We start from the raw sequence: 25,192 nt of genomic DNA, 5'->3' as shown, positions 1-25,192 counted from the left end.
CTTTTCAGTGGTGGAGAGGGGCACCTGGCCGGCAAACCGGCGCCGGTTTTATGATTAACTTCCTTATGAATGCTGTAACTAATGTGGTTCTCCGGTCGGGGCCCGTCGCGAAGCGATGGGAGCTCTTTCTGATGTTGCCGAACCGGCGCGACCGTCAGGTCGCTGCAAGGGCGGGCATTCTCCGCAGCCTGTCCACAGGGCAGGCGATGAACAGGTTATGTGTTTACAGGATTTATTAAAGGATCTTTAAAAGAGATACAGAGCTGATGTTTAAAAGGAACCACGCGCCCTGAAAGGACGACGAGCAGCGCTTTGAGAAAACATCGGTTAGCGCTATATGAAATACTCCCTTGCAGTTATATGTGGATAACAGAAATCGGCCGTCAGAAGTGACGCCGGCGATAACATTTAAGGCCACGTTGACGCCAGGAAGACCGGAATTATGGTGAGGAAAGCAGACCTGAAGATAAGATAATACGTAGTAGCCGGCCAACAGGCGTGCGAAAGCCTCCGGCGCCGGCCGGATTTTTTAAGGAAGGTAATGTTATATGGGGACAGTGGCCAGTCGCGTGTAGTTGTTCCCGCGCGACAGCAGCATGCGCTCCTGCACACGACGCTCAACCTCACGCTTGAGCGCTTCATGATCGCCCCTGAAGCGGCCGGTGGCGTACTCCCGGGTCAGTTGCTGACGCACGCGCGTCTCGATATCCTTACGCTGCCGTGAAGCATCCCGCCTGGCGGTTGCCCGCTTCCGGCCGTGACTTTTGCGTTCAGACTGGTAGCTGCGAAAACGCTCACGCACGAACCGCCACGCTTTTGCGATCAGCTCGTCCATCTCCAGGGGTTTCATTTTCTGCTTTTTGCGCTGCAGGTTTTCCCACTCCACACGGCTGCGGCGCGCGGCCACCACAGCCACCTCAGAAACGTCAAGCGCGGAAAACAGAGCCGGGGTGAAGGTGATATCGGTCGGGATGTTACAGCCGATCTGCGGGTCATATTCCGTCTGATAGGTGATGAGCCCCAGCTCCGCCAGAAACTTCAGCGCCCGGGTGGCACGGCTGACTGACAGGTTACCGCTCCTGGACTCGGTGGCCAGTCCACACTCGATGGCCATATTGGTAATCGAGCGCTGCACGCGATTGGCCAGCGGATCATAGTGAAAACACATTGCCTGCAGTAGCGCGTCAATTGCACGCCGGCGCAACAGTGGTGGCATCCTGTGCCGCTTACCCAGCGAACGCAAAAACGCCACATGAATGGAAAAATCAAAACGGGACGTGAAGCCTTCGGCTTTCGCCATCAGCTTACGGCAGAACGGCAGGGTCTTTTTCCCTTCACGCGGCGTGAATACCGGATTCGGGTTTTTAACCTGTGAATAGTGGTTTTGAAGGATATCAGTCACCGCTTCCTGCGCTTATGTTGCACGGAAGGAGCGAATGACACAGAAACTGATCTTGAAGTTTTCTGAGCATGTACATATACTCCTCCCATAGAGCAACACGTTCTATGCAGTTTATGAAGGCCCCGTTAATCTTTTCCTTCCGCCAAGATTGAAGAAGATTATCGGGGTTTTTGCTTTTCTGGTCCCGGGTAGATACCTCATCAGAACCAGTTCCCTGCCACCTTAGGGCGTGGCACACCCAAAATTATTCAGACCATCAACAATCTAGCACTCAATAAAAACATGATCAAGAATGTGAAGTCTTTACATCTATAAGACCACGTTCTGTAAGCTCTCGCTCGAGGAGTTTCTCGATAAACTGGGCTTGTGTCAGACCTTCTTCCTCACAAACCGCTATCATCACGTCCTTTAGTGGGTTTTTAACAAAAACCTTAACTTCTTTATGAGTTTCGCGTTTCCGCGCAATTGCGGCAAGCTGCCTCTCACTGGCAGACATTGGCTTACCTTTCCGGTATGCACGTTTTGCATTCGTAGAGGAAGTGGTTTTATCTGCTGAACGTGACATTTATCGCTCTCCTGACACCTCAGAAATGTCTTCGGAACGGAGGATACTACAGAACTCTCAGATCCTGCAAATCAATAACTTACTTTCAATTTGCAAGAGATCCTTTCTAAAATTGTAATTTGTATTGGCGTACAAATTTCAACTGAATGAGATGCCTATGTCCTCTTTTAGAGAGTGGGAGAGTAGCCCCATCCTGAACTAAAAGTGAGTACCTTCAGGGGCAAGGCTTAAGAGATAAGATACGAGCGACGGGCGGACCAGGCGCTTTAGCATGGACGTAAGTAAACCGTATTGATGCTCGTTTTATGTCTGAGGAGCATTAATAAGCCCGTTTCCAGTCCGTACCCTGCGACCAGCGAGTCAACCAGTGCTGCAGATAGCGTTGAGCAACGACTGGATCATCCCATACGACAAGCACGTTCTCTGAATTGACCCGATCAGCGGGCGGGTGTAGTTAAAAGACCCGACTTCAATATTGCGGCCGTCGGCAATGATGACTTTGTCGTGCATGATTTTGTACTGCGACACTGTGCGAACCGGGATGCCGGCATTGACCAGAAGATTCATGGCCGCCAGGCTCGCCTGGTTTTGCTTGCCGGTATTGGCTTTCCAGTCCAGAACCACTTTCACATCGACACCACGCCGCTTTGCCCTGACAAGCGCACCGGCGACTTCAGGCGAGGTAAAGGAATACCCCATCAGTCGGATTTCCTGCTGCGCAGAATCAATAGTCTTCAGGACCAACTGCAGAGCCGTTCCTTCCGGAGAATATCCCGTCTCGATGCTGGCGGCATACACGGCCGGAACAGGTGCACACAAAGCCAGGCTGATAAGCCCCGACAGACAACATTTGTGGAGTGTACGGTTCATTTTTTTCACAGTATTTCCTTAACGGGTGTTTAAGAAACGCCGGGAGCGGGGGAAACTGGCTTTTCCCCGTTCCCGGGGTTGGACAACGACGCCATGCGGAGGCGTCAGGATTTTGTGGTATGCCGAAACCAGTAGCAGACGGGTCCGTCGCCGGTATCGTGGACAGAGCCCAGAAACCATCCATCATGGGGTCAGTTTGGCGACAGGAAAAAATAATGGATATCTAGTAATTATTCTTCAAATCCAGAGTTAAAAATGTGCGGATTCATCACCTGAACCCGCACATCCAATCACGATTTTTTAAAACCTGGCTTACCGTTAGCAGCTCGCCATTCCTTTACGGTTTTAACAATTCCTTTCGCCGAAGAATCTTCGCCTACCTTAGGCTTGAAGATGAGGTTCCAACCAGCAGGATGCTCTGTTAGTTGGGCGAACGAATAAATAGCATCATCGTTCTCTTTGTCAGTTGGAAAATCAGCAGCGATTATTTTACTAACAAAAGCAGTAAATTCTTCTTCCGTAAAATCTGAAATTTTATTACCAGCCATTTTATTTTCCTTTATGTGTCTCAATATGATTTTTAGGTGTTAGCGCCTTAATGTTATCGACATCCATAACAGCCCCTCCTTGAGATATTTCTTTTTCGTGGTGTAATTCAATTTTAACACGTTTCCCTACTGATTCTAAAAAGTCCGCAGTAGGTGCCCTTCCAGCTTTCATCTGATTAATATCAGCTTCACTAAATTGCTTGCTTAGTGCAGAATCGTCAGCAACCGCTTTCCAGAACGCCCGACGGGTAGAATCAAAACTACCGAAAGTCTTCCCGCGTAATTTATCCGCAATCTGGGAAGGAACAGGAGCACCATCCCCGGTACTGGCCCCCCCCATCCAGTTATTGCCAACGTTCTGCCCTTTGCCGCTTACTGTACCGGGCATGTTACGAGGGCTACGGTACATCACATACAGCGGTTTTAGGCCGGACTCCGGTGGAAACACCAGAATAATATCGTCAAAATCGAGGTCATCCGCTACCGGCGTCACGGTTTTATCTGTAGCCTGTGGCGCCGAAATCTGATCACCGGTATGCAGAATACGCTCCGGTAGTGGTACCGGCCCGCTTAGCGTCAGTGGTCCATTTGCACCAAGTGCGTCAGCCGGGCTGACAAAAATAGTTTGCGCCGGTACATCTGCGACAGCGGGAAGAGTATAGCCCCAGTAGCCGGTTTCCTTATCCAGTACAGCACGAGCGACCTTCACGGCACCGGCAGTATTGGTTTTGACCAGCTGAACATCCAGAATGCCGCTATCATTCATAACCAGACGGCCACGAACCGGCATACTGACAGATGTTTTCTGATCTGCTGCTTTATTCAATGCCGCGGTATCAGGCAGACCAAACGCATCGCCAGGCATCATCGAACTGATATCCCGACCGGGCACCATATCACTACCGACGCCAACTGATTTCGATAACACAAGACCGACAATGGTTAATGCTACTGGGTTAGCCACCACAGCGATACTTAACGTCGCCAGAGCCTCGCTGATGAAAGCTCCCAGGCTGGCCGCAGCATCAGCCGACAGAGTAAAACCTCCACGTGACGCAGTTGACCAGGTCAGAGGAATAGCAAAAGGTGCCGCTGTAGCCGGGATACCCCTGACAGCCTGAATCTCTGAAGATTTCAGTTTATCTGCGGCTGTACAACGGGCCTGCAGCGCTTTTGCTTTTTCAGCAATGGCTCTGGCCTCCTCAGCGGCTTTCGCTGCTGCATCAGCCTGTCGTTTTTTTTCTGCCGCAGCGGCGGCTGCTGCTTCCGCCTCCTGGCGTTTACGTTCAGCAGCGGCGGCTTGTTCTGCGGACGCTAATGCAGTCTGGGCAGCCTGACGGCGCGTTTCTGCAGCATTATAGGCAGCTGATGCCTGCAGACTGGCCTGCTCAGCGGCCGTTGCCTGACTGGCAAGACTGGTAGCAGCATTTCGTTTGTTCACCGCATCATTCTGCGCTGCATCAACCTGAGCTTTTGTGATCCCAGATGGATAGAACCGGTATCCCCAGTGGTCATGTTCTTTATTCGAACTGATAACCTCCCATTTTTGGGTACCGTATTGGCCGTTATTATTTAGAGTGAGGCCTTTAATGCTTTGCTGCAGATCCTGATATTTTTTCTCAGCCTGAGTTGCTACTGGTACGGCATCGATAGCTTCCTTTCGCTTATTCTTCGCTGTATTAAGGGCATTATCTGCCACTGTTTTCAGGCGTGATGCTTCAGCAGTCGCCTGATTCAGATTATTACGCGCATCAGGAACAGTTTGATGTTGACCTGCAGCAGCCGCAGCATAAATCGCATTCTGACGTTCTTTTTCAGCAGCGGCGGATGCCGCTGCTGTTTTCGCTGCGAATGCTTTTGCAGCCTCTTCTGCTTGCTGTTTTTCCTTAGCTACCTTCTCCGCTCGTGCAGCTTTTTCTGCTTCTGATGGGCCTACAGCCACAAAAGCGCGGGTAGTATGTTCGTTATTACCAGCCCCGGATGATCGGTTTTCCCAGTATCCCATCTGCCCGTTATGCATAACAAGAGACTGTCCCTGTGGCCCCTGCCCACCCTGACTTCCGCCATTACCGGTAGAAGAACTGCGGACACCATCGAAGCCACTGACAGTTGTTGAGCCTTCCTCAGAGGACACAGTGTGAATCTGCCCCCGAATATCCGCCATATACCCACCATTACCATCACTGCGAATATTCGAGACATCTGATGCCCGGATTTGCGTCCCACCAAAACTATTAAACTGATTAGCCACATCACTGGCAGAAGGAGAGCTAAGGCCTGAGCTCGTAGCACCCTCACCGTTATAGTTAAATCCACCAATCACACATTTCCTTCTTTTGTTTTTTTTGTTTTCCAATTTTCTGAAATACGGCGTGCGGTTTATTGCTTCAGGACAGCTATCCGGAGGCTGTTATTAGTTCTCTGCCACGCCAGTTACTGCATATAAAAGCATGTATTTATATACAATATTTTGATGCTGCTCTTGATATACCAGCTCTGTCAATATGTCGTGGTTAACAATATTTTTATTTATTTTCATTCACTTAAAAATAACAGCAGAGGTGGACCCGAGGCAGAATGCGGATCATCAGAAAGAAAAAAACGATTTGAGCTCTGATTCATAGCCCGATAGATTACTTAGTTCCCCCGAGTGCACGATAAAAAAGAGAGTATTTCTGATGCCATTACCTGAGCGAATGAAACCCGCACGGGTCACCCGTAAACAGATGAAAGAACTGGTCAGTCAGCTGAATGACATTCTCGATCACATCGATAACGGGATGGACGAAAACAATGAAGAACTAAAACAGATGATGGCAGACTGGAATGCACAGGTCGTCATGCCCTGCGGGTTCTCTGATTTTCGTGATTTTTCATCCTGGACAAGTGCACTAGATTTCACCAGGATGGCGCTTAATCAGGAAAAATACCTTGATGACTTTACATGGACAGAACTGAACGACGTTATCAACTTCATACGCAAAGCAGAAGGTAGTGCATCTGACCACAGCTATGCACTCCAGTTACTGGAGATTAATTTCAGGGCAAACCCACTGGATCTCATCTATCACCCTGACTGCTGGTTCAATGATGAAGCATTGTTTCATGCTCGGCTGACTACCGAAGAAATTGGTGGCTACCTGATGAAAAAATCAGGTCGATGGCTCAACGATGCACCGGATATCCAGCTGGTGTATGCCATCCCCCAGGATGTTTATGATTAACCAAGTCACCATTTACCATAATCCCTTAATTGTAAGCACCGCCAGAACGGCCTCAGGGCGTTTCTGACGGGAAACTGGCAAAACACCGAAAACCCGCCAGAAACGCGCAGGGGCTGTTTTTACGGCATGCATGAGTATGCACGCAAGTGCATAGCGCGGAAATTCATGCCATTCAGCCAGGGTAAGTCCTGTTTCCGGCGTTCTTCTGATTCCGTTATAAATCTTTCCAGTCAGGTAATTTATTCATCTTTCGGCGCCACAGATGAAACAGTGCCATCGTCAGGCCAAATAACACGCCCGCAATAAGACTGATTTTGCAAGCGAACAGGGGTGGCATCCCCTGGGCCCGCCACACCATCCAGTACATCCACAGTCCGTATCCGACGGAGAAAGAGCCTGCCATCACGCCAAAAACCTGCCAGAACGGAGCAAACGGCAGCGGGGGAATGTTTATCCCCAGCCGCCACAACAGTCGTATCAGAAGCGGTGCATAATTGCTTTTCCACATCTTACGGCTGGCCATTATCGCCAGCGCCTTTTGTTTCCGCGCTTCAAAATCCATTTCCTCTCCTCGATTGTATTCAGCCAGCTGACTGGCTCCGCATACGCTCAGTTCGCAGGAGTTCTTTCATCATGCGCTCGCTGGCGTACTGCGCTTCCCCTGCAGTGACGGTCGCGACGGCGTTCCCCTGCAGATCATAGCGGGCGGCTCCCTCCTTCATCCGGGACAGATAGCCCGCAGACCGGGTCAGACTCTTCAGGCACTTAATCACCTGTTTATGCGACAGCGGCAGGTCACGGTTCACAATGTCGGCAAACAGCTGTTCGCGCATGCCCGTTGCCAGCAGACGGGGTGAGTTTCCGTCGAACAGCTGTGGCCAGAATGCCTTCAGCGTCATAATGGCCTGTTCCGGCGGCAGCAGGCGAAGATAACGCACCGGAGGTGGCGTCTTTACCGCGTTAACCGGCACCGGCGCAGCGTTGCGCGCGGCGGCTTCGGCCGCTTGTTTAACCTTCTCAAGTTTCTCTTTTTTTGCCTTCCAGGCCGGCGGGGACGAGACCACCACGACCTTCTTTCGGCGCACCACACCAGGAGCAGGGGTTGCCTCTGCGGGGGCCGTACTGTTCTCCGCCGGTTTTCGTTTCAGGCTCAGTACAGGGCGTTTTTCTTCACTCATAAGGGGCCATATCAATAAAAGCTACAGGTCTGTGCTATACGATACGCTAACGGTATCATCGTTTCACCTCGCAATGCAGTGGACACAACGATGATGTCCCCTTTGTCACGTTTACGGGCAATGTGCCCGCCCCCCGGACCTGTGTCCGGTTTTTTTTTACATCGAGACGACAATACCGAGTACCGCCAGGTGCACCGCATAGAACATCACGAAGAACTGCCGCGGCCAGAAGCGTTTCACACGTTCTCCGGCAGATGAGCACACCATCAGCGTCAGCAGCGCAATCGCCAGCCCGGCCACTGATTCACTCACGTCATGCATATTCATCAGCAACACCATGAGGGCCCACAGCACCCCGTATCCCAGCCGTTCCTGTGCATGCTGTGCGCGACAAAGCAGCCAGCTGGCGGTGAGCATGCCCACTCCGGCCATGCCGTAGCTGGCGGTTGACAGGGGTATCCAGGCGACCAGCAGTCCAGCCGCCGGGAGGGTGTAATACCAGGACGGCTGGCTGACCCACCGCAGGACCTGGCCCGTGACGGCAAAGGCAAACAGAATATTCCCGGAATACCACGGGTACCCGATGAGCATAAACGACACCTGGGCGACCAGCGCCCAGACCCACAGGCTGTTGAGCTGCGACTGGCGTATTTCCGCGTGCCGGGCCAGATTCATTCCCCATGCCAGACCGAACAGCGGAAAACAGCCCCGTCCCAGCAGGCGCATCACTTCATTGTTTCCGGCCAGCAGTAAGCCGGTGTGGTCAGTCACCATCAGTACCAGTGCGACCGTTTTAATCATATCCGTTTGTCCCGGTGCCCAGGTCAGCAGGCGATGAAGCCAGCGGTCTGTCGCACCTGGAAATGTGTGTTGTGCTCTCATGTTTTTTTCCTTTTAGCGCTCCGGCAGACTGCCCGATTTTAATCGGGGAGGCTGCCGGAGCAGACAAGCCGCAGGCGCGTCAGTCGCCCCCGAGGGTTTTCTCGCGGTTCAGGTCGCGCACCATGTCCCGCTCCACAGCCTGCAGACGTTCACGCTGCAGACTTTCTGAGGCCACCTGCTGAATCGCCGCCTCCTGGCGCCGGAACTGAGGATCATCCGGTAGCGTCGTTTTCTCCGTACCCGGCCGGTCACGCTCCAGTCCGCGAATGACGTCCCCGATAACCTCTTTCACCCGGTCCGCCGGCTCGCCGGCTTTACGCGCCTCCCCGGCCACTTCTCGGGCAGTCTGTTCCGCCTGTTTTTCCATTTCCCGGCGCTGCTGTTCTTCTGCCGCCCGCTGCGCCAGAACCTCTGGCGGGAGGATAATGTCAGCCCCGGCCTGCGGTACCGGGGCCACCGGCGCCGGATCAGCCCATATCCGCCCGCCGGTCATGGCCCCGGGGTTCCAGGGGCGGTCATCACCGGCCAGCCGCACCACCACCCCGGTATCGGGATTGTCGCGGGCCATTCTGACGCCCTCCCCCATATTCCCGGCCAGCAGGCTTTCACCGTTGCGGCTGTTCTGCAGCGCCACGAACCGGGCGGCGTCATTGCCCATAATCCGTCCCTCTCCGCCGATGGCCTCCAGCCGTCCGTCCCGATCGGTCAGCGGGCTGAGCCAGATACCGGCGGCTTTCCCGTTTTTATCAAATGCCGGCAGCGCCACATGTGGTTGAGGGTACTTTTTCCCCGGAGAAATGAATTTTCCCGGTGAATTTCCCTGTGCCAGACCGGACTGCTGCAGGGCTGCCCGGCCAGCGGCGGTTTCATCCAGTGGCCTTGCCCGCCCGAACAGCAGATCGGCGGTTTTCACCGCCCGGTCGTTACGGGGTTCCAGAATATCGTGCGCCGTCGCTTTCTCAGGTGAATGCTGGATGGCCTTTATCCAGCCCTCACGGCTGTCGGTGTAGACCTGAACATGCTGTTTCATGCGGGATAACGCCACATAGGCAGACTCAAAGCTGGCCATCTGTTCCCGACCACCGGCCACCCCTTCCAGCGCGATGGCATACCGTTCGCTGGCCCCCTGGGCGCCGTGAGCCGTGATGGCGTAGGCGAGGTCGATATGCTGCTGCGCCTGATCCGCCTTCGGGGTCAGCGTGCGGGTGAGTTTGCCATCAGACAGCGTGACACTGTCACCCGAAACAGACTGCACCTCCCAGATACTGTTGGCCACATAGCCGCGCTCCGGGTCACTTTTGCTGAAGCGCATTCGGTCCCCCTGAGACACGGTGATCTTTTCCTGACGATAGAGCGTGACGCCTTCTGCCGATGCCTCCCGGGGTGAAATATATCGCTCCTTTCCGTCACTGTCTGTCAGGGTGATCAGCTGATTAGCCTTATCCACTTTGCTGATACGGTGGTATACGTTATCAACCAGCGCCACCGCCTCCTTATGAGCCGTCCAGGTCGACAGTTTGCGCAGTTCACCGTCACGGATGTTGCTCGTGACCAGCACCGGCAGGGTGATTTCCTCTTTGCCGGTTTCCCCGTTCTCCCGCCGTGCGTCATGGATCATACCGTTCAGCGTCCGCCGGTCCTTATTCAGATGGGTGATCACCAGCGTCTGTGACTGTGCCTCCGGGGTCCGTCCGGTATAGTCCTTCACCAGCGCCTCGTAGAGCGTCGCGGGCTGACCTGCCGGCAGGGTTTTCCCCTCGCTCAGCGCCTTTTCTATCGCCTTTTCCTGCTTTGGCGTGAATTCCACCACAGAACTGCCCGGCGCCCAGACGCCTTCTTTTCTCGGCACCTGTTCCGGCGTGACCTGCTCAATGGTGATCAGGGCGCGGTGCACATCCCGCTCAATCAGGCTGTAGACCGCCGGTCGCAGCTCAGGCACCTGGCGCACAATCTCTTTCATGATGGCAACGTCGGCGGCGCTGCGCTGCTGCATCAGCCTGAACGGCTGGCCCGACGCGATGGGCTGCAGCTGGTCGTTATCCCCACTGGACACCGCCCGTCCACCGCCGGCTACGATGAGGGAGTGGGCTTTTGCCATATCGGCCAGCCCCACCATCGAGCTCTCGTCGAGCAGAAACAGGGTGTTGCTGAAATCGGGTGTCTGGCCATTGCGCTGCAGCAGCTGCGTGTCGTGGAGGAACGACGCCGTCGTGCGCGCCTCCACGCCGGCACTCTGCATTTCCCCGACCGCGCGATGCGTCGGCGCCAGACCGATGACGCGCGGACGGGTCTCTTCCGGCAGCAGACTGATGGCACTCATGACTGCCCGGAACTGGGTGGTTTTCCCCACCCCGGCATACCCCTGAACCACCGTGAACCGATCCGTGCTTTCCAGAATCATCCGGGTCGCCGCCCGCTGTCCGGCGGTCAGGTCCGTCATCAGACTGGCCGGCACGCGGTCCATCAGGGGGGCCACCGCGCCTTTACCTTCCAGCACGTGGGTCAGGATGCTTTTTTCGGCGTCCCAGGTCTGACGGGAAATCAGCAGGTCATTGCCGTAGCCGTGCGCCACCGGTACATTCAGCAACTGCCCCGACCTGATTTGTGTCTGAATGGTCGTGTCGATGTCCGCCATCGGAACCTTCCCGCCCCCGGTTTCCAGCGCCGTCGCCAGCAGCTGGGGCCGGGAGAAGGTCAGTTTCTCACTTTCAAGCAGCGGGATGGCCAGGTGAATGGCCTGTTCTGCCGGGGTACGCAGTCCGGCCTTCTGCTGCGCAATGGCCGCATCCAGGTCCGTCTCGCCGGATCGGGTCTTCAGCTGCTCTGAGACCACGCTGAAGGCGGTATGCCGCGACAGCTTCTCCGTCGTGCGCGCCGCATCCTGCGCCGAGTACAGCCGGAGATGACTTCCGCTCTGCGCCAGCTGGTTGAGGGTGGCGTTATCCAGCTCACGCTGCGTCACCGACGCAAAGACCGTTGCCGTCTCGCTAACCGACCTGCCGGGACTTTCCACCCAGCCGTGGCCGATTTTAATACCGTCAAACACACCCGCGCCCACGGCCAGGGTCTGCGTGGTTTTCTGCCCCGGCCGCTGTACCGTCAGCTGCCCTTCCTCCACTTTCATCACCGTGATGCTTTCCCCGCCTTTCAGGCGTGTGTCCGGTATCTTCCCGAGCACCGCCAGACGTTCCCCCTCTGCCACCGGCAGTGTTTCTGCCCGGAACAGCGTCCACTGGCTGTCGACCGCGGAAACCTTCAGATCCAGACGGCCCCCTTCCCGGTCTTTCAGGGTCAGCATATTGCTGCTCGCGGTCACCCGGTCAATGACAAAGCGATCGTGCGTCCGGGTCTCCGGATCCCAGCGTTCCATCACCATCCCCTCCCGGTAATAATCCCGCACGCCCCGGCTTTTGCTGTCCAGCCACACCGGCGTCAGGGCTGTAATGGTCGTGTCTTTCTCACCCAGCACCCCCTCCTGTCTGAGGGAGTCACGGATGAGGCCGTTGAGTACGCTCTGTTCACGCGTCCCGCTGATTTGGGCCACGCTTTCCTGCCCTTCACGCACGCTGACGGCAAACTCCTGTGCCAGCCGGCTGTAGCGTGCTCCTTTATCCGGTTCACTGATGATGTCGGCTGTGGTCTGATGGCCACCCTGCCAGCGATACGTATTCACGCCGCTGTCCTTCAGCACCGTCAGCGCGCTGCCGGTCCCGCTGCGCTTCCCGCTGTCGGAGAGCAGGACCTGCACGTTATGGCGCATCGCGCCATCGAGCAGGGAAATCGTTTCCTTCAGGCTCAGCTTCTCCGCCTGATCCACGATGAGTGTTCCGCCTGGAATAAACGCCGTCCCGTCCTGCAGGGCGGATTTACCGGTCACCGTTTCCCCGGCCAGACGCACATCACCGGCGAGAAAATCACGTGAGCGGTTATCGGCCGCCAGGATATGGACGTCACGCCCCTGCTCCCGGGCCATCAGGGTTAACTCGGCCACCCGCTCCCGCTGGCCGGTTGCACCGCCCTGACCGGAAACGATACCCATTACCGGGCGATCCTGCGCCAGCACGCTGACGGCATCGCTGAAAGGGACCTGGCGCACCACAGACGCATCAGGCGTGACTGAGACATGATTATGGCGCTGCACCTCCTGACTCAGGGCTTTGACGGCGAGTTCATCGAGAACGTGGATGTTTGAGGTGAACAGGCCTTTCTCGCGATCGAGAGGGATAAGCTGCTCCCGTTCAATGGCGGCATCGATGCCCTTTCTCGCCAGCTCAAACACACCGTCCTTCGCCTCCAGCTGGCCGACCGTGCGTGCCAGCAGGTCGGCATACGTGAACTGCACCTTGCGGTCGCTGAGACCGGCAATCGCTTTCGTCACCACATCCGTGATATCCGGACCGTCAGTGTTCACCGGCGCGGCAGGTGCACAGGCCAGCTCTGCGGCTCGCGCATCGGCGGCCTCACGGTACCCCCGGATGTCAAATCCGGTCTCCTTCAGCGTGTTCATCCACTCCACCATCTTCTCTGCCGGATCGATGGCTTCTTTCGACTTGCGGGTATCGAGCGCGGCCACATCCCGGGACTTCAGGGATGCATCGGGCCCTGCGGCCTCCCTGACCTCCTGAGACCGGGTGGAGAACGGTTCCACAGGGACCCCTTTCATCTCCCACATCCCGTGTTTGCCCACAACTTCCGTCTCATAGCCAAGCTTCTCAACCAGGGGTTTGAACGCCTCCCGGTACAGCTTCCCGAACGCTATCTGGTTCGCGTACACGTTTTCGATAAAACCTGTTTTACCGATCTTATCTGTGCCGAGAGACTGCCATTTGTCCCCGTTCTGCGTGGCGTTAATGACGACGGCATGGGTGTGTATCTGAGGTTCCTGGTTACGGTTCGTGTCGTGGTTGAATTTCGCCACAATCAGATTTCCGGTCAGCACCGTTTCGCTTTTACCGTCCGTCATGGCCCGGGTCGCGGCCAGCGTCTCCAGTTGCCGCACCGCTTCGGTTACCGCCTGGTTGTGGGCATCGATAAGGCGTTTATCGCCGCCCAGCATCGCCATGACCGACACGCTTTTGGGGGCCGAGAAGGTCAGGTCATAACCGGGCCGGTGCTTGTTGGCGCCGTCCTGTATCCGGGTCAGGTCGCTGCCATCCGGCAGCTTCCCTTTCAGCAGTTCCGTAAACAGCGCCTTATCCACGGCTTTCCCGTCGATCCCCAGCGCCTCAGCCCCCTTACCCTGCCAGCGTTCGTCCATGCTCCCTATGACGTAGTAATTATCCTTATCCGTATAGTAATTACCGGCACTGCCCGCCGATTTAACGGAGCCAATCGACATCATCAGAAGTTCCCCCCAATCTCGACATCATCCTGTTCATCGTGGCGGTGGCTGTGGTTGATATCGACCTCTTCACGCCGCTGCATATCCCGCTGTGTCTGCTCATCTGCCCAGGCGTCATACGCCTGCATATCTTCAATCACACCGTCCTCGTTCATGCCGGCCGGAAGCATGTCCTGCCCCTGCTCTGCGGACTGCTGCGCCAGTTCCTGTTCTGTCCCGCCTGCAGCTGCTGCAGGGGCACCGGCAGAGGATGCTGTTGAGGCAGCAGTGGCCGCTGCGGCTGCTTTTGGTTTGATCAACGGTACGGTCGTGACCCGCAGGACGGGAGGCTCCGTTGCTCTGACGGAAGGTTCCGCTGCCGGACTCTTTGTTGTCGGCGGCGCTTTTACCGGTGCCGGAGATACTGTCATGTCTGCTGGCGCAGGCTGACTGATCGGCTCAGGTTGTTCACCGGCGTGACTGTTTGTATCCGCGGGCCCGGATGCCGGCGCATCCGGCATAAAAAGCGTCCTGGCAAGACTGCCTTCAGCTTCACGCGCTTCAAGCAGCGCACTGAGGCGGGCGTCAACACGCGTATCGAGTCGGCGCTGAATAAATCCCTCGGCAATTTTCGGACGCGGCTTGTATTTGAGGGCCAGCTTCACGGCCGGATACGGTCCGGGCAGCGTGACGTAACAGGACAGGTCCGGCAGCGTCTGAATATCGGAGTAACTGACCAGCGTTTCCCGCTCTTTTTCTTTCCCGGTCGATACACCATCACGCACCGGGTCAGCACCGTAAGAGTACTGCTCGCTGGCTTTGAGGATTTCCTTCTCGCCAATTTCACCGGCAGCAAACTCCGCGATCTCCTTACTCGGGGAGCGGAAGAAGGCCCGGGTATTCATTACGTCAAAGAGCGTGGCGGCAGGCTTAACGCCATAGATATCTTCCAGCTGGGCATAGGACTGAATACCGAACACATAACAACCACCAAATTTACGCGCCTCAGGGAGGATTTCGACCAGGTCAGGCAGCTTGTGCAGCGTGGGGAGCTCGTCGGCGAATATCCACACGCGCCGGTTACGGTTCTCCCCCATCGCCAGCAGGCCGCGGATGGCAATTGACAGCCACATCGAGATAACCGGCTTCAGGGAAGCATGGGTGTCAGCGTTGGAGGAGATAAACAGCCAGCCATTGGGTCTGTCCTCACGGACACCGCGCATCCAGTCCCGAATAGTGAACGGTTCCCCGTTCTTCTCGATGCCCTGCAGGTAGCGAATAGCCTTGACGTAGTTGGTCAGCACGGCACGAATGGAGATGGCGGTTTTCTCAATTTTCTCTTCAACCAGATTCGCTGCCGGCGTGTTCTGCAGATAGGCGCGCAGCTTGTCGATTTTAATGGACAGCATGGTATCGACCAGCTTCTCGTAGCTGCGATCGTCGTCTTCGCGCATCAGATACGCGCCTTCGGCAAAGATAGTGCGACCGGAGCCCTGCCAGAACGGGTCTTCTTTGGTACCCATCGGGATAAGGGTGTTGGAGATGTTGTCGAAGTCCGGCAGCGTCAGGCACTCTTTCCACAAATCCCAGGCCGCGCAGCGCGAATCCAGCGGGTTGAGGATTTTATCCAGTGACGGGTCGTAATAGCTTTTGACGAACTCACAGGAGCGATCGTAAATGATGGCCATATCGCCCCGGGCACGGACATAATTCAGTAGCCGGCGGATCACTTCTGATTTACCGGAACCTACGGTACCGTGGAGGCAAAAGTTCTGGATTTCGGAGTTTTTAAGAATAGGCAGGTCGCCAATTTTAATATCGGAGGCCATACCATCACGCTTCATCTGACGGGCCACTTCTTTGGGCTTATCGGAAAGCTGGCGCCCGCCGGTATTCTCATCCTCACTCTGCTGTTTCCCCTGGCGGCCCAGCACCCAGCTGGCGATGAAGAACGTCACGATACAGATAACAAGAGAAACCACGGCAGCAAAGACGATACTGGTCCACAGCTGCTCACCGCACCAGACAGTATATTTATCGGCCAGGATTTGTTCTGAGGTATATTCCAGCGACTGGCCGTAATACTGAATGGTGTATACCGGCTGGGAACGAATAATATCGCGCATCGGACCCAGCGTCGTACACCACCAGTATACGCAGCCGTTCGCAAAGGTCTGCCAGCTGAGCCGGTACATCAGCATCAGCCCGCACAGCACCCAGAATAAAATAAACAGCACGTAGAAAATAATATTGGCAATCTGACCAAACATGCGAAAGCGCATATTGGCGATCTGACCGCCCTGCGTCATATCTTTGGCATTAAAACTCATGGCACTAATCCGTCAGTAAAGTATTAGGGTCGAAAGGACAAATCAATCAGCGAAAACAGACCTAACGGGGTTGCAGGGAATAAGCCTCCCCCACAGCAGGATGTGAATAAATATCGCCAGGCATCAGTTTATATGTTTCAAGAGACCTGACAGGTTCAGATATTGCCATAAATAACCTCTGATCAAATAAAGACGAAAAGACTCCGCCGAAGGCGGCAACGCCTCACAGATGCACAAATAAATTGCGCAACTGTTCACCGTTTAGATGTGGAATTAACTGATTATTTGACGGATTAACTCTGACACACCAGAAAGGTGATGCCAGTCTGGCCCGGAGTGCCCGGGCCGTGGAGTAGAAAACTTACAGAATATTTGCGATCGATTTTGCCAGCTGGTCTTCAAGAACAGGCTGGGCTTCAGGGAACTTGAGGTTAACTTTATTAGCGTTAGAGACGACGCGAGTCTGGTATTTGTGCTGATTACCCGTTTCCGTACTTGTCTGCACTTTTGCGCCGGATGTTCCCTGACGCAATACGGCCACGTTATCAGTCTGAACCTGAGTTTTGGTTCTTTCCGCGATCTGAACATCGGTGATCATGGTGTAGTTCACATCTTCCACCATCGCGTCAGCCGCCATTCCGACCAGACCGGCTGCAAGCCCTACTCCCAGGGTTGCTCCCGCGGAACTGGAATTGTAAGCGGTAATCCCCGCCCCAAGAGCGGCGCCAGTCACAGCGCCCTCATAACCCCGGCTTAACCAGCCCTGAGACTCACGAAGGTCCATTTTATCGGCCTTGAGCACGTTCGCCTGGATCCAGTAGCCCGCCGTATCCGGGTTACTGACGACCTGATATCCCTTTGAAGTGACGGCGCTGGCAATTTTTGCCTGCAGGCCACTCATATCCTTATCGGAGGTATTTTTGATTTGCAGATAAACCGTCTTATTATTTGAAGGTTCCAGCCAGATTGTTTCGCTCATCTGGGTTTTTACTTACAGATTTCTCTTTTTAATGGCGGTTCCCATTGCACTACATCCAGATAACACCAGCGCAGAGCTGACGACCATCACAGCCATGACTTTATTAAGCTTCATCCTGAATCCTTGTGACATAATCAATACGAGTAAATACACATTCTCTTATGATTTCGGAATGCGCATTCACTATATACGAATTTTAAGCGAGATGTAAAAACCAATAACAACCTAGACAGATAATAATAACCAAAAGAAATTTATAGTCTGTTAATAAACCACCATAATTGATAGGCCGCTTCTGGATGATTACCCCCCCAACTTTTCCGCTCGGAAAGAGTTTATTGCAGAGGTGAGCAATGATAGCTGATAGCGTCCAAAATCTAGATTCATGACAAAACCAAAAAAAACAGACGTTAAAATAACCATAAATGCAAAAGAAAACGGCGTGTCATAAACCACTCTATTACAAATAGCTAATAACATAATCACTGCCATGTACACAACAGCATAAATCAAAACCTTCTTAGAAAAAAAGCGATATATATTCGATTTTTCTCTAAAGTTTTTAGGAACTGACAAAAAGAGAGAGCGTGAACTGGCAATACCCAGGAGCATAATGATACTGACCCCGACAGGAAAAACCAAAACATGAAATATATACTTTCCGGACAAATAAACAGCATCCACACTAATTACAGCGCAAAGCATATTCCACACAACTAACACTACGCCTGGCCAAAGGCACTCCCAAAAAGATGGAATTTCAGCCTTCCCTTGTGAAAGTAGATTTTTCAGCTCCTCCACTTCCTCAATAAGTAGTTTGTTCGTAATCATCATTTTTACCTTTTACCATCAAGATAATCCTTTTGAATTTTCGCCGCTTTTGCCTCTAACTCAGTAGGCGAGTCAGCTCCTGGTAAAGATTTCACCTTACTCTTTCTTTCATTATAATCACCTTTAAACTCATTTGCTTTTGTTTTATGGTCCTTTTCCATTTCAGTATTCTCATTTTTCACCTCTGCGCCTTGCCGTTGTATGTTTTCGCGGGTTTCCTGCTGCTGTTGTTTATTCTCTGTAATCATCCCACCAACTTTCTGATCCACATTATCCTTAATACCCGCATCTTGCGTCATAGCATCGATACGACCAGAATTTTGTCGGTAGTCGGCCATTACCGATCCATTGTCACCACCACCTGACACCCCAGCCATATTCTGTCCAATGCTTTCACGACCCTGTTGATACGCAGCATCAACCCTGGGTTCTACCTGCTCTTTGACGAATTCACGCGCCAGGGCTTCACGCTGCGCCGCAATTTCAGGAGAACTGGTATTGGTCAGAATGGCCTCGGCATCCTGTGGAGCACGATGCTGAACAAAGTTCGCAAACTGCTGAGTCAGGTTTTCGTTCATCTGGCCAGTCATGCTCTCTGTGCGTGACGCCATCTCACTGTACTCATGGCTGCGTGTCCGGCTGCTTGTATACTGGTCATAGCTGTTTTTGGCACTGGAGAGTGACGCGGCAAACTGGTCAACACGCGAGCTGGCATTATTATCGGTAATGTTGCCCGATGTGGTGGTTTTGCGGCTGGTAAAGTAATCGGATGCTTCCTTAAAGTCTTTGGCCGCCTGACTACTGGTATCATGTCGGCTGTCATTCGATTCACGACCGGAAGTGCCAACATTATCTGTGTTACCCGAGCTGTGGGTCCAACCCGCACTGCCTTTAACTCCGGCCTCAGCAGATAACCCAGTTCCCCATTTACCTAGCTTACCAAACAGCTGATCCCCTGAACTCCACTTACCAGATCCGTATAAATCAACGCCCTGCGTACTTTTAGCTGAATCATCCATCAACTGCTGGAAAGACTCCTCATTACTGATGTTGTTGGCTTTCGCATTAGCAACAACCGCATTCCACATCTTGCTTCTGGCCATCGAGTCCTGCGAAGACTCGGTAGTATCAGCTCCGGTCGTTGTTGAGGCGCTGTTCCCTTTATTGGTACCAAATTGCTGCAGACTATTCCATGCACTTGTCACGCTGCTGTTATAGCCATGCAGCGCGCTTTCGGCCTGGACATCAGCCTCACGGGCCATCTGTTGCTGCGCACTGGCTATCTGACGACCGACGTTGATATCCACCGGCAGTTTTGACATTGCACCACTACTGTCCCAGACCATCGATCCATCCCTCGTCTGCGTGCTAATGCCCCCATTCGCCAGCTGCCGTGACATCTGTCCGAAACTGGTTGTACTGTTGGTACCCCAGCTGTAGCCGCTGACGTTCTCCATCTGCATGTTGGCGAAAGAGTAATTGCCGTCCACCACGCCGGAGGCAGCCTGCGATGTTGCACTGAGCCCCGATGAAGAAAAATGGCTGTAGGCACTGGAGAAGGCTGCTCCCATGCTCTTCACGATCCCCCACGACAAAGGCGGTATCATCACGGCAATATAGCCCGCGGTGGTCGCAATATCCGAGTTTTTGAGCTGAACCTGCGACAACTCAGAGAGAACGACTGGGACGCCATTTTGCTTCGCATAGTAGGCCATTGCGCTGTTCAGGATGGCGAACAGTAATGGCCACGTCTGCAGCCAGATAAGCGCAAACACATACCCCTTTAGCACCTGCAGAGTCATCATATTAAACATGGCGGCCATCACCATGATCGGGAACATCCCAATCATTATCCCCATGATAACGGTCTGCATCAGCGGAAGTGTGCGAAGCGCCTGGTGCCCCATTGTGGCCTGTGCCAGCCGCTGCTTTTCAAGGGATGATGTGTTAGCCATATTGACCAGACTGGCGGTGTCCCCGCTGCGGGCCGCATAACTCTGGATCCCACTGCGCAGGGCGTTCATCGTGACGTTCTGGCGGATAATCTGCCCGGCGCTCTGTCCCGAGCTGTAGAAGTAATTGTAGCTGTCGCCAATCATCTGGCTGAAAAGCAGATCGGGATTAGGTTTGCCGCCAAACAGCTGACGAACATAGTAGTTCCAGGTTTTACCGCCTGTCTGAGTATCCAGCGCGAGAGCCGATTTCAGATCCCGTGAGGCCTCCTCGCATGTCTGGAACTGGTTGTTTTTGTCAAACACGCCACGCAGTGGACTCGGGTTTGCAAAAATCAGGGTATACGGATCAGGTGAATTCAGTAATTCCTCAAAAGAGTACTTATGATTGAGGAAAATATCGCCCATCACACAGTTTTGTACGTAATCGGAAAACAGCGTCGTAATCTGAGGATTTTGTGACAAAAAATCCGTACTTTTCGCGACCAGATTACTGCCAAATAACATCCCCGTTTTACTGTACGTGACACTGTCCGGCAGAGCGAAGACCATCTCATAACTCTGGATAAGCGCGTTTCCTACCCGTGTTGTCAGCGACGCCGGAATCGCCAGACCAATAGGCACATTATCGACTTCATAGACCTGCGCAACGTTACTGTAATCGATGATCTGCACAGGGGTACGAATGACAACCAGCATAGAGACCAGGGTGAGGGAAAAGACCCAGCCAATAAGGTCCATTACGTTGTGTTTTTTTACCCAGTTCCCCGCCACAATGAGTACCGAGATGGCGATACACATCTTTTCTATAGTCGACCATGTGCTGGTCCCCATAAACGCCGCAATCGCGTTCAGGTTGCCCCGTAACCAGTCGCCGCCAGCAATGGCATATATCTCAAGCATTACAGATTCCCCCCAAAATGATAGTTATTCTGGTAGCGGGTCATCATGCGGGCAGAGACCTGCTGGCGCATGTAACTCATTTGTCTGTCAACCACAAGCAAGGCGTCCTGCTGAACCTGAACACGGGACTGAAAAGCGGCAATCTGGACACTCGCCTGATTGAGGTTTTCCATGATCATATCCATTGTCGACTGGGGATAATTACCGGTTGAAATCATCGCCCGGGCCTGCTGGATAAGTTCCTGAATGTACTGCAGCAGGATGTCGTAGCCGATATAGTCCGTCAGCTGGTAAATAAGTGAGTTAGACACCCCGAGCATCTGCGGATCGACCAGGTATTTGAATACCGGAATGGTGGTGCTGGAGATAAACCCTTTCTCCTGATCCGTCAGTTTTTCATCAGCCACTGCTTTATTCTGGATACTGCTTAACAAAGCGGAAATCTGGCTTTTTAGCGCTTTATTGGAAGTGATGGTCACGGTCGCATCAGCAACGACCTTAAGACACTTATCCGAATCATTGCAGTGGTAGATTTTAGCCGTGCCGCCCTCCATCATGGCTCTAATCAGATCCTGGTCAGTGGTGCGTGCCGGCAGCGGCGTGATTTCACTGTTCTCCCCGAAAATCAGCGTACCGGTGAGCGTCATGATGAATTCCTTCAGCTCCTTATTGCCGTCGAAGAGCCGGTTCTTCGATAAGGCATTCCACATGATGTTGATGTTTTTCATCACACGTTCTTTGTCTTTATCGCTGGCCTTATCCTGGACGCTGTCCATCTTGCCGCCCACCGTACAACCCTGGCGCGAGGCGGCCCAGTCCGAAAAGATATTGCTTTCACCGGCAATGTCCTGGCAGACCTTTTGTTGAGCGACCTGGGTACGAGGAAACAGGCCACCCACAATTCCCTGAGCAGCCTGGCAGGAACTGAGGTTCATGCTGTTCATGTCAGTGGCCATCTTTTGAAGGAAGTCCTTTGCGGTTTTAATCTCCGGTACCGTGGTTTGCAAAGCGAGATCAAAAAAGTACCCCGCGGCGTTGCTCATGATTTGTTTTGCGAACCTCTGCAGCTGCTCGCTGTTGATATAGCTGAATGACCCCAGATAGGCATCAATCCCTCCGCAGCCGGCATTAATATCAGGGAGCGTCATGCTGACCAGCTGGATCGTTTTCACCTGCGTTCTGGCATACAGCGAACCGCCGGAGGCATAACCCGCAGCCTGTCCCTGCCAGACCTGCGGCTGGCTGGTATTGGACGCAAAGCCCAGCTTATTGAAGAAGTTGTTCATATCGCCATTCACGTCGGCGGCGGCGCTAAATGACAGGCCAAGCACGGCACCGCAGAAGAGTGACAGAAGTTTAATTCGCATCCAGTCCTCCATTACGCACAGCATTCTTTTTAACTCTGTCATTTCTCAGAATAAAAAGGGTCTTCAGGTGATAACTGAAAAAATTGCGGATCGCTAATGTCACTCCGGCAACAAAGAACCCCACCCCAACAGCAATCAGCGCATAAGGGATGGCGTACATCATAATATTCCACAGGTCTTTTACTCGCAGGTCGCCGCTGGCTATCCAGTCATCCACGCAGATATTAAATAAAAATCTCATTATCCATAACAGCAGAGCACCTGCAGTGAGAAACACAATGAATAATTCCAGATAGATTTCCAGACGCCTTTCCCGGTGGATAAATTCCGGCTTCAGTTGTTCTATTTTTTCGGCTGCTGTCTGCCCGGAGTCCTTTAAACTTGCTGGAAATAAAAACGCGTACAGTCCCGTCGAACGTATATATTTGTTCATGGCTATTTTCCTTAATCACTTGCTAAGACCGGATATAACAGAGGCTAATGCATCATCTGAAATACCGTATCCACTCTGGCCATAAAGCCCTGTGCATCCGTGGCGCCCTGCAGGATCGGGTACGCTGCCAGCGTGTTTACGTTCACCAGAAACGTAGTCGGGGTCGCCACCGGGATATTGGGGAAAAAGGTCTGCATCACGTCAGGAGGCGCCGGCAGCGCTTCCGGAAACGCGTCATCACCCTGTCCGTCAATGGTGTAAGAGAACACGGAGAAGCCATACTGTCCGGCCAGCTGCTTCAGCACCGGGTCAAATTTATGACAGTAGGGACAGTGTCCCTGCATGAACAGCACCACTTTCCAGTCGCGCAGGTCCACCTGCTTTCCGTTGCTGAGTCGTAACCAGCGTGGCTGAGATGCCCCGCTCACCGCCTGGGGAGTGTCGCTCTGCGGGGAGGCCGTTTCAGTACCGGAGATACCCCGCGGATCCCAGAGCGACTTCACCTCATCGAGCGTTCCCGCATGTGCCATCCCGGCCAGTGCAAGGGAAAGAGCCAGTGCCGCCAGCGGCGTCTTAGCGAGGTTCATCAGGCTGTTTTTCACAGGCTTTCTCCTCTTTTTCGGCTTCAGCAATCAGGGCGTTTAGAATGCGGTATCCCCCGAACACCACCATACCCAGCCCGAAGATTTCCCCGGCCTGGACGGCCAGCTCAGGCTGTTTTCTGACAAGCCTGGCTATCAGGTGGAAAAACACGCCCACGGCCAGCACCCACATCCCGGTGATATCTAAATCCGGAAAACGAATATTTCGCATGACACACTCCTTAGAAATTCGGTTTAAAGTCGCTGGAGACATAGAGGAACTGTTTCGCCAGGTCGTCCTGACTGATAAAGCCGTAACTGAGAGGCTTCACCTGGCCACTTTTCGGGTTAACCAGCATCATCGCGGGGAAGAACTTCACGCCAAGCTGCTCTGCCTGGCCCTGGTCCGTCCGGCTATCGGGCAGCATGGGGTTAATCACTCCGTCAACCGACACCGGTATCACGCTCAGGCCATAGGTTTCGCGAAAATTTTTAATCACCTGGACCAGCTGGCCATCGATCGCTTCCCGGCCCCGGTAGAAGAACATCACGCCGTAGTGCTGTGCGAGGGTGGAGATAGCCTGTCGCTGTTCGGCATAGTCGGCAGCGAGCTGGTTTTTTACCGTGCCGTTGTAGTAGCTGTGCTGCAGGTTGTAATCGAGTTCGGGGTTTTCCAGCATCGCTTTCTTCGCACTCATCGAGAACAAACCTGCCTGCTGCGTCCAGTAGTTCTGCAGCCGGAAATACTTAACGAAGTTTTCAGACGATGGATACAGAATGGCTTCGTACAACGACCGTTTGGTGGCCGCCTGGAGTGTGGCGAGTTTCTCCAGAATATCCATTTGCGGCGGTGGTGCCGCTGGTGCGGCTTTCCTTTCCTCATCATGGGGCTTAAGTTTCTCGTTGTACCACTGCCAGCCCGCGTCTTTGGCGAAAGCCGGCATCAGGGCGCAGCAAAGGCATCCCGCCAGCATGGCGGCATGTATTGTTCGCATGGCAAATACCCTTTTATGAATTATTGCGACTGGCGTGACAGATGCTGATAGACACTGTATTTATCGAGCTGGCGCTGTATCTTTCCTGCATCATCACGGGCTTCAAAGCGGTAACCGCTGCAGTACAGAGGCAGATGATTTATCTGAAGGTCCACCCGCTCCCCGTCCCTGACCACCCACGCGGCCTGAGAAACAGTGTCGCACTGGATCCCCCAGGCCCGGTTGGTGGTCATAAATGCGTTAACCTGCCTGTCCCGCCACAGGCTGTACGACATTATGCTGACCAGGATAAGGACAAACACCCCGACAAACACCATGACCAGCCCGTATGCTTTTTTCTCTTCCATGAACACTCCTGTCTGTTTTGCTGATTAAAGCGGTGACGTCCGTCTTTATGGCATTAATCGTCTGGCTATAATATTGAGAACAAAAATAAACAATAAAGATCTAACAATTACGAACCCATCATCGCTCGTTAATAACTTTGCCATGTTAATTATCAACAGAACAGGAATAAGGATTACCCCTGCTAACCTGAACCAATCTTTAAACTTATTAAACCTGCGCACCGTCTTCATTCTTCCTCCGTCTTTTTCCGTAACAACGCGGCAAGCGAACTAAAAAAGAGATAGCTCACGAACCAGAAAAAACCAACCGCAACAATAAAAACCACACTCTCGACATAATCACTACCCGACGTCCCTTTGACGGCATCCCAGGAGAAATAAATCACCGGTGAAATAATGATTACTGTCAGCGTTAATCTCAGGGCAAAATCAATGGCAGGCTGTTTGTGAAAATTAATTTTCATGATTATCGGTCTCTTTATTAG

The 25,192-nt window shown here is 53.4% G+C and carries 22 protein-coding genes and 3 pseudogenes; 1 reads left to right on the top strand and 24 read right to left on the bottom strand.

The genetic code is table 11. From position 1 onward, the window contains the following. Positions 1-544 precede the first annotated feature (544 nt). The 8 genes and pseudogenes from repA to ACQUTP_RS24425 all read right to left on the bottom strand — a co-directional run bounded on the left by repA (position 545) and on the right by ACQUTP_RS24425 (position 5,704). Positions 545-1,402 carry an incFII family plasmid replication initiator RepA gene (gene repA, locus ACQUTP_RS24460; protein ID WP_023307528.1) on the bottom strand — a complete coding sequence of 286 codons (858 nt, stop codon included), beginning with the start codon at positions 1,400-1,402 and terminating at the stop codon, positions 545-547. Further along, on the bottom strand, positions 1,395-1,472 hold the full coding sequence (tap, locus tag ACQUTP_RS24455; RefSeq protein WP_004171457.1) for a RepA leader peptide Tap: 78 nt from the start codon (positions 1,470-1,472) through the stop codon (positions 1,395-1,397). The genes repA and tap overlap by 8 nt, the downstream gene beginning before the upstream one ends. Positions 1,473-1,688: 216 nt before the next feature. Beyond that, entirely contained in the window at positions 1,689-1,967 is a 279-nt protein-coding gene (locus tag ACQUTP_RS24450) for a replication regulatory protein RepA (protein WP_004199332.1), read from the bottom strand. 319 nt (positions 1,968-2,286) lie between these two features. Continuing rightward, a pseudogene (locus ACQUTP_RS24445) lies at positions 2,287-2,837 on the bottom strand (phospholipase D family protein). Positions 2,838-2,941: 104 nt separating this feature from the next. Beyond that, positions 2,942-3,022, bottom strand: a pseudogene (locus ACQUTP_RS24440) (hypothetical protein); the annotation flags it as partial. Between the two features lie 105 nt (positions 3,023-3,127). Beyond that, the gene (locus ACQUTP_RS24435) at positions 3,128-3,385 is read right to left on the bottom strand and encodes a bacteriocin immunity protein (RefSeq protein ID WP_021312405.1); all 258 of its coding nucleotides are present in this window, start codon (positions 3,383-3,385) and stop codon (positions 3,128-3,130) included. 1 nt (position 3,386) lies between these two features. Beyond that, the gene (locus ACQUTP_RS24430) at positions 3,387-5,405 is read right to left on the bottom strand and encodes an S-type pyocin domain-containing protein (protein WP_428902473.1); all 2,019 of its coding nucleotides are present in this window, start codon (positions 5,403-5,405) and stop codon (positions 3,387-3,389) included. Next, positions 5,318-5,704, bottom strand: a complete 387-nt coding sequence (locus tag ACQUTP_RS24425; RefSeq protein ID WP_004152299.1) for a hypothetical protein — start codon at positions 5,702-5,704, stop codon at positions 5,318-5,320. Before ACQUTP_RS24425 ends, ACQUTP_RS24430 begins: the two co-directional genes overlap by 88 nt. A 359-nt stretch (positions 5,705-6,063) precedes the next feature. Here ACQUTP_RS24425 and ACQUTP_RS24420 point away from each other — a divergent pair, with 359 nt between their 5' ends. Then, entirely contained in the window at positions 6,064-6,609 is a 546-nt protein-coding gene (locus ACQUTP_RS24420) for a hypothetical protein (protein ID WP_015065647.1), read from the top strand. Between the two features lie 214 nt (positions 6,610-6,823). Here ACQUTP_RS24420 and ACQUTP_RS24415 read toward each other — a convergent pair whose 3' ends face one another. From ACQUTP_RS24415 to trbE, 16 genes and pseudogenes are all read right to left on the bottom strand, one after another. Next, positions 6,824-7,171, bottom strand: coding sequence for a DUF6404 family protein (locus tag ACQUTP_RS24415; RefSeq protein ID WP_015065646.1), 348 nt, complete (start codon positions 7,169-7,171; stop codon positions 6,824-6,826). A 19-nt stretch (positions 7,172-7,190) separates the two neighbouring features. Then, positions 7,191-7,787, bottom strand: a complete 597-nt coding sequence (locus tag ACQUTP_RS24410) for a fertility inhibition protein FinO (protein ID WP_023307531.1) — start codon at positions 7,785-7,787, stop codon at positions 7,191-7,193. Between the two features lie 156 nt (positions 7,788-7,943). Next, positions 7,944-8,669, bottom strand: coding sequence for a type-F conjugative transfer system pilin acetylase TraX (traX, locus tag ACQUTP_RS24405; RefSeq protein WP_023284651.1), 726 nt, complete (start codon positions 8,667-8,669; stop codon positions 7,944-7,946). A 79-nt stretch (positions 8,670-8,748) separates the two neighbouring features. Further along, the gene (gene traI, locus ACQUTP_RS24400; RefSeq protein ID WP_428902474.1) at positions 8,749-14,010 is read right to left on the bottom strand and encodes a conjugative transfer relaxase/helicase TraI; all 5,262 of its coding nucleotides are present in this window, start codon (positions 14,008-14,010) and stop codon (positions 8,749-8,751) included. Next, on the bottom strand, positions 14,010-16,319 hold the full coding sequence (gene traD, locus ACQUTP_RS24395; protein ID WP_428902475.1) for a type IV conjugative transfer system coupling protein TraD: 2,310 nt from the start codon (positions 16,317-16,319) through the stop codon (positions 14,010-14,012). The genes traI and traD overlap by 1 nt, the downstream gene beginning before the upstream one ends. A 361-nt stretch (positions 16,320-16,680) precedes the next feature. Continuing rightward, positions 16,681-17,412 (bottom strand): annotated as a pseudogene (traT, locus tag ACQUTP_RS24390) (conjugal transfer complement resistance protein TraT). 189 nt (positions 17,413-17,601) lie between these two features. Then, positions 17,602-18,129: a conjugal transfer protein TraS gene (locus ACQUTP_RS24385; protein WP_024623127.1), complete on the bottom strand. Its 528-nt coding sequence runs from the start codon at positions 18,127-18,129 to the stop codon at positions 17,602-17,604. Positions 18,130-18,134: 5 nt separating this feature from the next. Continuing rightward, a complete protein-coding gene (gene traG, locus ACQUTP_RS24380; RefSeq protein ID WP_015065640.1) occupies positions 18,135-20,984 on the bottom strand; it encodes a conjugal transfer mating-pair stabilization protein TraG in 2,850 nt (949 codons plus the stop codon). Next, on the bottom strand, positions 20,984-22,363 hold the full coding sequence (gene traH, locus ACQUTP_RS24375; protein ID WP_011977731.1) for a conjugal transfer pilus assembly protein TraH: 1,380 nt from the start codon (positions 22,361-22,363) through the stop codon (positions 20,984-20,986). Before traH ends, traG begins: the two co-directional genes overlap by 1 nt. Continuing rightward, positions 22,341-22,784, bottom strand: a complete 444-nt coding sequence (trbF, locus tag ACQUTP_RS24370; protein WP_015065638.1) for an F-type conjugal transfer protein TrbF — start codon at positions 22,782-22,784, stop codon at positions 22,341-22,343. Before trbF ends, traH begins: the two co-directional genes overlap by 23 nt. Before the next feature lie 44 nt (positions 22,785-22,828). Beyond that, positions 22,829-23,386 (bottom strand): type-F conjugative transfer system pilin assembly thiol-disulfide isomerase TrbB, encoded by a 558-nt coding sequence (gene trbB, locus ACQUTP_RS24365; RefSeq protein WP_004152678.1) that lies wholly within the window; start codon positions 23,384-23,386, stop codon positions 22,829-22,831. After that, positions 23,358-23,597: a type-F conjugative transfer system pilin chaperone TraQ gene (gene traQ, locus ACQUTP_RS24360; RefSeq protein ID WP_004144400.1), complete on the bottom strand. Its 240-nt coding sequence runs from the start codon at positions 23,595-23,597 to the stop codon at positions 23,358-23,360. Before traQ ends, trbB begins: the two co-directional genes overlap by 29 nt. Before the next feature lie 10 nt (positions 23,598-23,607). Further along, on the bottom strand, positions 23,608-24,360 hold the full coding sequence (gene traF / locus ACQUTP_RS24355) for a type-F conjugative transfer system pilin assembly protein TraF (protein ID WP_015065637.1): 753 nt from the start codon (positions 24,358-24,360) through the stop codon (positions 23,608-23,610). Positions 24,361-24,380: 20 nt separating this feature from the next. Then, positions 24,381-24,707, bottom strand: a complete 327-nt coding sequence (locus tag ACQUTP_RS24350; protein WP_004152685.1) for a hypothetical protein — start codon at positions 24,705-24,707, stop codon at positions 24,381-24,383. A gap of 45 nt (positions 24,708-24,752) precedes the next feature. Next, on the bottom strand, positions 24,753-24,938 hold the full coding sequence (locus ACQUTP_RS24345; RefSeq protein WP_023307535.1) for a hypothetical protein: 186 nt from the start codon (positions 24,936-24,938) through the stop codon (positions 24,753-24,755). Beyond that, the gene (trbE, locus tag ACQUTP_RS24340; RefSeq protein ID WP_023307536.1) at positions 24,935-25,171 is read right to left on the bottom strand and encodes a conjugal transfer protein TrbE; all 237 of its coding nucleotides are present in this window, start codon (positions 25,169-25,171) and stop codon (positions 24,935-24,937) included. Before trbE ends, ACQUTP_RS24345 begins: the two co-directional genes overlap by 4 nt. Between the last annotated feature and the right edge of the window lie 21 nt (positions 25,172-25,192).

The sequence above is a fragment of the Klebsiella sp. 2-CIP_Kleb. genome (assembly GCF_050378715.1).
Classification (GTDB): domain Bacteria; phylum Pseudomonadota; class Gammaproteobacteria; order Enterobacterales; family Enterobacteriaceae; genus Klebsiella; species Klebsiella quasipneumoniae.
The sequence above is the reverse complement of the archived record's forward strand: the minus strand, read 5'-3'. Positions and strand labels throughout refer to the sequence as shown.